At 52.9% G+C, this 4,284-nt stretch carries 6 protein-coding genes; 2 read left to right on the plus strand and 4 right to left on the minus strand.

Annotation, left to right across the window (positions count from 1 at the left end; genetic code table 11):
* Positions 1 to 364 precede the first annotated feature (364 nt).
* Positions 365 to 1,111 (plus strand): hypothetical protein, encoded by a 747-nt coding sequence (locus tag ABF979_RS16415; protein ID WP_415560754.1) that lies wholly within the window; start codon positions 365 to 367, stop codon positions 1,109 to 1,111.
* A 181-nt stretch (positions 1,112 to 1,292) separates the two neighbouring features.
* On the opposite strand, the gene ABF979_RS16420 is transcribed toward ABF979_RS16415, so the two are convergent.
* The gene (locus ABF979_RS16420; RefSeq protein ID WP_415560755.1) at positions 1,293 to 1,838 is read right to left on the minus strand and encodes a TetR/AcrR family transcriptional regulator; all 546 of its coding nucleotides are present in this window, start codon (positions 1,836 to 1,838) and stop codon (positions 1,293 to 1,295) included.
* Between the two features lie 152 nt (positions 1,839 to 1,990).
* On the opposite strand from ABF979_RS16420, the gene ABF979_RS16425 reads away from it, so the two are divergent.
* On the plus strand, positions 1,991 to 2,785 hold the full coding sequence (locus ABF979_RS16425; RefSeq protein ID WP_415560756.1) for an SDR family NAD(P)-dependent oxidoreductase: 795 nt from the start codon (positions 1,991 to 1,993) through the stop codon (positions 2,783 to 2,785).
* Positions 2,786 to 3,083: 298 nt separating this feature from the next.
* Here the strand turns inward: ABF979_RS16425 and ABF979_RS16430 are convergent, their stop codons facing one another.
* From ABF979_RS16430 to ABF979_RS16440, 3 genes are all read right to left on the minus strand, one after another.
* On the minus strand, positions 3,084 to 3,680 hold the full coding sequence (locus ABF979_RS16430) for a hypothetical protein (RefSeq protein ID WP_415560757.1): 597 nt from the start codon (positions 3,678 to 3,680) through the stop codon (positions 3,084 to 3,086).
* Positions 3,680 to 3,982, minus strand: coding sequence for a hypothetical protein (locus ABF979_RS16435; protein ID WP_415560758.1), 303 nt, complete (start codon positions 3,980 to 3,982; stop codon positions 3,680 to 3,682). The genes ABF979_RS16430 and ABF979_RS16435 overlap by 1 nt, the downstream gene beginning before the upstream one ends.
* A partial coding sequence (locus ABF979_RS16440; RefSeq protein ID WP_415560759.1) for a winged helix-turn-helix transcriptional regulator occupies positions 3,945 to 4,284 on the minus strand: 340 nt, incomplete at its 5' end. The genes ABF979_RS16440 and ABF979_RS16435, both read right to left, overlap by 38 nt.

The raw sequence follows: 4,284 nt of genomic DNA on the forward strand, positions 1-4,284 counted from the left end.
ATTATTAAGGAATAGTTTTGAAATACAGGTGGATTCGATATACTATTCTGCTAAAGTGGACATTCTGTTCTCCCCCCTTATTCGCCTGTCTGCTCAAGAGAACCAGAACAGGCAGGCAGCAGTCGCCTCACCCCGGTCGTTCGATAGACCTTCGCGATTTTCCCGAAAGCAGACATAGTTTGAACGCGCCATACTTAGCTGACATTGGTCGATTTCGAACTGTCGGCTGTTATCCTTGTTAAACAGACAAATCAGTCGGAGAGAAAGAAAACCCGGCTGCGACGAGGTAAAACATCTAAAGACGATAGTTGCTTAATGTATCGAAGCATCTAATAGTATCTGGCATACAATGAGGTGATACCTGATGTCATTGGCCGACGCGCTTAAGGCGCAATATTTAGAAATTCTTTCAGGATACGATATCAATTTCTTTGACCGTAGCACAGTGGTTGAGGGTATCGCGGGATATTCTGATATTTTTCTTCCGGGAGTTCCCGCTGAATGGCAGTCTGGCCGAAGAGTTATGATCGTTGGGCGCGAAACGCGAGGGTGGAAGCGACCAACGTCCATTGGCGCTTATGATACGCTTGAGCGCCACATCGATGCGATGATTGGATGTCATACGAGTTTTTCGGCATGCCATGGCAGCAAAAAGAAGCAGAACCGAGGAGAAACGTTCTGGAACTTCATGCGGTCTGTAGGAGACATCGTCGGCGATGAGAACGTGGCTTGGTGCAACCTGTTTTGCATGGATTTCGAAGACACAATGCCTCAGCCAGGGCAGCCGCATTATGACACGGTTAAATCCTTGTCCGCGCAGCTACTGAAAGCCGAGATTAACATTCTCCGACCCGATGTTATCATCTTTGCCAATGGGGGGGCATCTGTGCTTGTCCGGCGAGAGTTTTTCCCGCTCTCCGGGCCAGAACGTGTGTGTACCGACTGGCGACCTGTCGGAAAGTCTGACAAGACAAAACTAGAACGTTTCACTCTATTTGGCTCAATTGACTGTTATCGCATCAATCACCCGTCCGCGAGAAGTCCGGCAAACCGTGCAGCCAGAAAACTTTTACTGGACCACTTGCGCTCTTTATTTGCGGCTTCCGTGTAACGTTTATCCATTAGAGGGTGAACCGCCCGAGGGCTGGCAGCGACCAATCTCTGCACAACATATTACTATGCTTGTTATTAGGAAGCGCGCACCGCTTCACCTATGTCTGACAAGAGAGCATAAGCGGATTTTATGCTTACGTCCTCATGTCAGCCGTTAGGTTCCATATTTGTCATCATTTTTACCGGACACCGGTTCGAGTGTGCGAATCATCGGGAACCGCCTTGAGCGCCTCGTCGACAACGACCTGAAGCTGTTCCTGACGAAAACCGTCACGCGCTTGAATAGCCATGCCCTGCATAACAGCCGTGACGTAAGACGACAGCCGTGTCGCGCGTTCTCGGCTGACCCATCGCTGCAATGTATCGGTCAAAAGCGCGCGGAACTGCGCGCGACGTTGCGCCAGATCGCGCGCCAGATCTTCATGGTCGGGATGACTCGCAATCATGCCGGTATTGAGCATACAGCCGACTTCACCCGCTGGATCCACCAGTCCGCGTGCCGTCCCTTCAAGAAGGAGGCGGACCGCCTCGCGTAGAGAGCATGCAGCTTCCATGAAGGACAAATCCGACGCACCACGCATATTTGCATACCGGTCCAAGGCCTCGCGATAAAGCGCTCCCTTGTTGCCGAACGCCGCATACAGGCTCGGTGCGCCGATGCCAAGTGCTGCCGTCAACTGCTGGAACGACACACCTTCATAACCGTATTTCCAGAACAAGCGCATGGCAGTTTCAAGTGCCGCATCGCGGTCAAAACTTCGGGGGCGCCCGCTGGGACGTTTTGACGCTATTTCCATAACGATCATTAAACATCGTTTGACAGCAGGAATCAACGAAGTCATTCTTAAACGACCGTTACAGAATAGAAGATCGATTGATGTTATCCAGCAAACCCGTAGCTCTTATCACCGGCGCCTCCTCCGGCATCGGAGCCGTCTATGCCAATCGTCTCGCCGAACGCGGCTACGACCTTGTGCTGGTAGCGCGCCGCGCCGACCGGCTGCATGCAATTTCAGAAAAACTCACAAGACAATATGAGGTCGAGATCCGAACCCTCAAAGCTGACCTCACAGTTGAAAATGATCTTGTTTCGCTCGAGGATCTTCTGCGTTCGGACGAACGGATTGCCTTGCTTGTGAATAATGCGGGAAATGGCAAGCTCAGCAGCACGGTTGATATGTGCGATGTTGATGCGAATGCGACGCTCGCACTTAATATCGTCGCCCCGACCCGGCTGGCTCGTGCGGTTCTTCCCGGCTTCGTCAAACGTAACACTGGCGCGATCATCAATATTGGTTCGGTGATGGCCTTCTGCGCGCTCCCGATCACGACGCTTTATAGTGCGACCAAAAGTTACCTTCTGACGTTCAGCCAAGGCCTGAAGGCCGAGCTTGCCGAAACCGGCGTGCGCGTGCAGGCCGTACTGCCGGCCGGCACCGCAACCGAGTTTTACGACCACGCGGGAATTCCGCTTTCGGCCTTCGATCAGGCCGCAATCATGACGACCGAGAATCTGGTCGATGCCGCATTGGTCGGGTTCGATCAAGGCGAGGATGTAACACTGCCGTCGGTCCATGATGCGGGTTTGTGGTCGGCCTACGAAAACGCACGCTCGACTTTGTTCGGTGCAACTCAAACAGGGGTGCCTGCACCGCGCTATAAAAGGACCTGAAGAACGCTAGATTTGCGGGGATGTCCGCTTCCCAGCGATCATGCTGGGATAGCGGACTTTCCGCTTTCCCCCTGATCTGCCGGTCTGCTCAGAGAATATGAAACAGACAGTCGGGATACGCCTACATGTCGGTCATAGATCAGCAACGAGGCGCAGCCTGAAAGCGGACGTCATCCAATTCGATGATAACTGTTACGGCACATCTCGAACCTGAACGATAATCTGTCCAAAATCATGCTCACTGGTATCGAACGCCGCATGAAAAACCTGTTTCTTCGCTTTCGTCCCAGCAAGAAAACTACTCTGACGGAGTATTGATTTTCTGTCGTCCCGAGGCTTCACAGCGTGAGAGAGCATCACAAATGGCAAGGCCTAACGCCTCGTCCGACACGGATAAGGGGACGGCAATCCTCTTCTCCGCGTATTTCTTCTTTTCCATAGGGCCCCAGGCCCGATGGCTCCCCGGAAGACGGAGTGTCGCCATCAGGGTCACGAAGTCCTCGATCAGATCATGCCAGGACGTGAACACGAGATCACATCTTCGCCCGGCCTGATCGATGTCCTTGTAACCATAGGTCTGTGCAATTTCGCCCCAGAATGCCAGCCTCCGCGTATTGGAAACCTCTTCCATCGCCCGGATTTCGTCACGATCAAGCGAAGGGACGCCAGGCTTGTTGAAATATTCGCTGCTTTCCAGAGCCTTACGAAAATTTTCGCCAATCCACAGAGCGGAAGCGTCGCAGGGCGCGTGCGCGCACCAACCTGTCCGCGAAAAGTAGGTCCCCCCCCAGATTTCATTTGACACAATCGCGATATACTTTGGAGAGAGAATGATTTTCGCGCTTTTCCGGTGCAAGCTGTGGATGCGTTCGGGCGTATAGGGAGATTCACTCATCAAACGGCATCCGAAATTGCATCGATTTCAAAGTCGAGTGGCTTGTAGCCGTTTCGTTCATAGCTGGCCATTTTTGCACCTGCTCCCCGATAGGCTTCACAGATCTGTTTCCACTGCGCATCCGTGGTTGTCGCGGCTCTGACGCCGAGCTCAAATGTATAGGTTTGAATATCCTTTTTGGTAAAGCTAAGACAGCTATCAGACCTCTCGGCCCCTAAACCGGACTGGCTGTTCTCCCTCCTTAGCTGAATGACTACTGAGCAATTATTTAGTCCCTTTAGCGGCAGAAGTGAGTATTTCATCTTGATCTGCACGGGCCTCAGGCCCATGCCTGAACTCTGTGTGCTCGTCGCCCCAGGCCTTGAGAGCCATGATGACAGGCTTGAGGGTCCGTCCGCGTGGGGTGAGGCTGTATTCCACCTTTGGCGGAACTTCTGGGTAAACCGTCCGTAACACGAACCCGTCACGCTCCAGTTCGCGAAGCTGGGTCGTCAGCATTCTCTGCGTGATGTTGGGCAGGCGCTTGCGGATGGCGTTGAAGCGTAAGGTTCCCTGAAGCAGATGATAGAGGATCACGCCTTTCCATTTTCCGTCGATGAGCTGA

The organism is Gluconobacter sp., assembly GCF_047723935.1.
In the GTDB taxonomy this organism is placed as follows: domain Bacteria; phylum Pseudomonadota; class Alphaproteobacteria; order Acetobacterales; family Acetobacteraceae; genus Gluconobacter.

Coding starts and splice junctions, on each gene's coding strand:
- ABF979_RS16425 (WP_415560756.1), top strand. CDS start 1,991: ATGTTATCCAGCAAACCCGTAGCTCTTATCACCGGCGCCTCCTCCGGC.
- ABF979_RS16415 (WP_415560754.1), top strand. CDS start 365: ATGTCATTGGCCGACGCGCTTAAGGCGCAATATTTAGAAATTCTTTCA.
- ABF979_RS16435 (WP_415560758.1), bottom strand. CDS start 3,982: ATGAAATACTCACTTCTGCCGCTAAAGGGACTAAATAATTGCTCAGTA.
- ABF979_RS16420 (WP_415560755.1), bottom strand. CDS start 1,838: ATGCGCTTGTTCTGGAAATACGGTTATGAAGGTGTGTCGTTCCAGCAG.
- ABF979_RS16430 (WP_415560757.1), bottom strand. CDS start 3,680: ATGAGTGAATCTCCCTATACGCCCGAACGCATCCACAGCTTGCACCGG.